Source organism: Nitrosophilus sp., assembly GCF_982775275.1.
In genome coordinates this window covers 1-2,976 of record NZ_CEXZHP010000182.1, presented here as the reverse complement: position 1 = coordinate 2,976, position 2,976 = coordinate 1, and the positions used below count along the sequence as shown (strand labels likewise).

4 protein-coding genes and 1 pseudogene are annotated in these 2,976 nt (G+C 28.8%); 1 reads left to right on the top strand and 4 read right to left on the bottom strand.

The annotated features are described in order from the left end of the window. A pseudogene (locus tag AC30RD_RS07835) lies at positions 1–186 on the bottom strand (molecular chaperone DnaK suppressor DksA); the annotation flags it as partial. 120 nt (positions 187–306) lie between these two features. Between AC30RD_RS07835 and AC30RD_RS07830 the strand changes: the two are divergent. Beyond that, complete coding sequence (locus tag AC30RD_RS07830; protein ID WP_489493903.1) at positions 307–753, top strand: GatB/YqeY domain-containing protein; 447 nt, start codon at positions 307–309, stop codon at positions 751–753. Positions 754–761: 8 nt separating this feature from the next. Here the strand turns inward: AC30RD_RS07830 and trpC are convergent, their stop codons facing one another. The 3 genes from trpC to AC30RD_RS07815 are packed head-to-tail and all read right to left on the bottom strand — an operon-like array spanning position 762 to position 2,970. Next, a complete protein-coding gene (gene trpC / locus AC30RD_RS07825) occupies positions 762–1,547 on the bottom strand; it encodes an indole-3-glycerol phosphate synthase TrpC (RefSeq protein WP_489493902.1) in 786 nt (261 codons plus the stop codon). Further along, positions 1,544–2,836, bottom strand: a complete 1,293-nt coding sequence (locus tag AC30RD_RS07820) for a tetratricopeptide repeat protein (protein ID WP_489493900.1) — start codon at positions 2,834–2,836, stop codon at positions 1,544–1,546. Before AC30RD_RS07820 ends, trpC begins: the two co-directional genes overlap by 4 nt. Continuing rightward, the gene (locus AC30RD_RS07815; RefSeq protein WP_489493904.1) at positions 2,809–2,970 is read right to left on the bottom strand and encodes a YkgJ family cysteine cluster protein; all 162 of its coding nucleotides are present in this window, start codon (positions 2,968–2,970) and stop codon (positions 2,809–2,811) included. Before AC30RD_RS07815 ends, AC30RD_RS07820 begins: the two co-directional genes overlap by 28 nt. Positions 2,971–2,976: the final 6 nt, after the last annotated feature.

The following is a 2,976-nucleotide window of genomic DNA, read 5'->3' as shown; positions in this document are numbered from 1 at the left end:
TTGAACCTGCTTTTCGTTAATAGCGTTATCTATAAGATTATCTGTACATAAGGAGGCATAATCTCCATCATCGTTTATTTCAACGTTTTTCAGCTCTTCAAGTTCGCTATTTGTCTCTAAAATATTTTTTTCAATCTGTTTTTTTCTCTCTAACAATAACTCCTTAAAATAATCCAACTCCAACATTACATCCCCCAAAAAATTTTTGCGTAATAATATCATATTATTCTTTTTTAAAAATTAATGGATTTTGATTTAATCTTATGTTTGTTATAATTTTTTATAATTTTAAAACAGGAGAGAATTATGAGTGAACTTAAAAAAAGATTGCAAGAAGATTTAAAAAATGCGATGAGAGAAAAGGATAATTTTAAAAGGGACACTATAAGATTTTTAATGAGCGCCATAAAACAGGTTGAAGTTGATACAAGAAAAGAGCTAAGTGATGAAGATATCATAAAAATAATCCAAAAAAGCATAAAACAAAGAGAAGAGTCCGCAACTCAATATAAAGAAGCAGGTAGAGAAGATCTTTATGAAAAAGAGATGAAAGAGGCAAAGATTTTAAAAAGCTATCTTCCAAAACAGTTAAGTGATGAAGAGTTAGAAAGTGAGATTAGAAAAATAATTGATGAAGTTAATGCAACCTCTTTAAAAGATATGGGAAAAATTATGGGAGTTGCCACAAAAAAATTAGCAGGCGTAGCCGATGGTAAAAGAATAAATCAAATGGTTAAAAAAATACTTTCATAAAAGGGGAATTAATACCCCTTTAACTCTTTTACCGCTTTTGCGATATCTTTTTGTCTCATAAAATATTCACCTATTAAAAAAGCGTCTACTCCGATATTATGCAAATTAACAATCTGCTCATGAGAATTTATTCCGCTTTCGGCTACTATTATTTTTCCTTTTGGAATCAAAGGAACAAGTTTTTCGCTCAAATTCAAATCAATCTCAAATGTTTCAAGATTTCTATGATTAATACCTATAATATTAGCTCCTGCAAAAATGGCTTTAACCAGATCTTTTTTATCATGGATCTCTACTAACGCCTCCATACCAAGATGCCACGTATATTCAAGTAATTCTTTTAACTCTTTTCTACTTAAAGCTTTTGCTATCAATAAAACAAAATCGGCTCCATATACCAAAGCTTCTACAAGTTGATATTTATCGATTATAAAATCTTTTCTAAGCAAAGGCATAGGAACATATCTTCTAATTTGAGTTAAATATTCGATATCTCCTTGAAAAAAATGGGGCTCTGTCAATACCGAAATTGCATCCGCCCCACCCTTTTCATACTCTTTTGCTATTAGTATAGGATCAAAATCCTCTCTAATTACGCCTTTGCTTGGGCTTGCCTTTTTAACTTCAGCAATTAATCTATATGGATTTTCTTCTGTTGATCTTAAAGCCTTATCTACAGGTCTTGGAACAAAAGGATTATAGGCTAAACTTCTTCCTAACCACTCAAGAGGAAACTCTTTTTTTCTCTTTTTCAAATCCTCTTTAGTCTTTTTTATAATCTCATCTAGTATCACTTTTTCCCTTTTTTTACACAATTTTTTATTTTTTCGTAATGCAATTTTACCTCTTCATCTTTTAAACCAAGCTTCTTTATAACCTTCTGCATCAATTCTAACGCTTCTTTACATTTGCCAATTTTATAATATCCCCAAGCTAAAGAATCAAGATAATAGGGAGAATCGGGATTTATTTTTAAAGCCTCTTTAACAAGTTCTATTCCTCTTTTGATATTTATATCATGATCTATATATAAATATCCAAGATAGTTTAAATATAAGCTATCTTTGATCTTTTTAACAACTTTTTCCAATTTTTTCGCAATATCGTTTAATAGTTTTTTATCTCTTTTTTTAGCCGATTCATATTCGAAAATGGCATTTTGCGCTAAAAAATTGAGATCGCCGCTTTTGTTATATATTTTTAAAGCAAGTTCTGAAGCTTTTTTATATTTTTTTTGCATTTTGTATAGCTCAAGTAAAAGCTCATCGTTTATACCGGTTTTTTCCAAAAATTTGACAGCATTTATATAATCTTTTTTAAAAATATAAATCTCTACTATCTTATTTGCGTAAATCTCTTCTTGAAATTTTTCATAAAGTCTTTTATAAACCGATAGCAATCCTTCGGTATCATTTAAAGCCCCGTAAAAACTAAGTAACTTATGACAAACTCTTTTTGTGCAACCATACATCCTGCTGTGAGTTTCAAGATAAGCTATCGCATCATTTTTTTTATCAAGATACAAAAACATAATAGTAGCCATTTGATCTACGATCGTATCATCTGGCTTTATTGCGTAAGCAGCCTGAAAATATTTTAAAGCTAACTCATAATTTTTTTCGTTTAAATATAAAGAAGCCAAAAACTCATAATCTTGCGCTCTATTTCCTATTTCAATAGCTTTTAATATATATTTTTTTGCATTTTCAAAATCTTTTAAATGAAAATATATCACCGAAGCCAATTTTAATAATTTTAAATTTTTAGGAAATTTTTTTAAAGCTTTTGTAACCTCTTTTTTTGCTTTTTCATACTCTTTTAAAATAATATAATTATTTATCTCTTCTATTTTATACTCTACTCTTTTGGTTTTTTCGTAAAGTATTTTAAAAAGTTCGGCAGATTGCTTATAGGCACCTATCTGTTTAAAATATAAAGCGGTCATTATATATCTGTCTTCTTCCTCAAAGAGTTTTGGGCAACAAGCATCTTTTTGCAAAGATGGATTTTTTGCCGAACAACCAGAAAATAAAATAATAACAATAAAAAACAAAACTATTTTTTTAATATAATCGCCGGACATTCTTTGATAACCTCGTCTAAATTTTTTTTATCTTTATATCTCTCCCAAAAAGGGTATGTTTTACACTGTTTAGGTCGAACAGGATATATTTGGCATCCTTTATTAAAAAAAATACAGTGATACTCTTTTTTTATTTTAAC

Excerpts from the sequence above, each read along its gene's own strand:
- AC30RD_RS07830 (WP_489493903.1), top strand. The coding sequence starts at position 307 with ATGAGTGAACTTAAAAAAAGATTGCAAGAAGATTTAAAAAATGCGATG.
- AC30RD_RS07820 (WP_489493900.1), bottom strand. The coding sequence starts at position 2,836 with ATGTCCGGCGATTATATTAAAAAAATAGTTTTGTTTTTTATTGTTATT.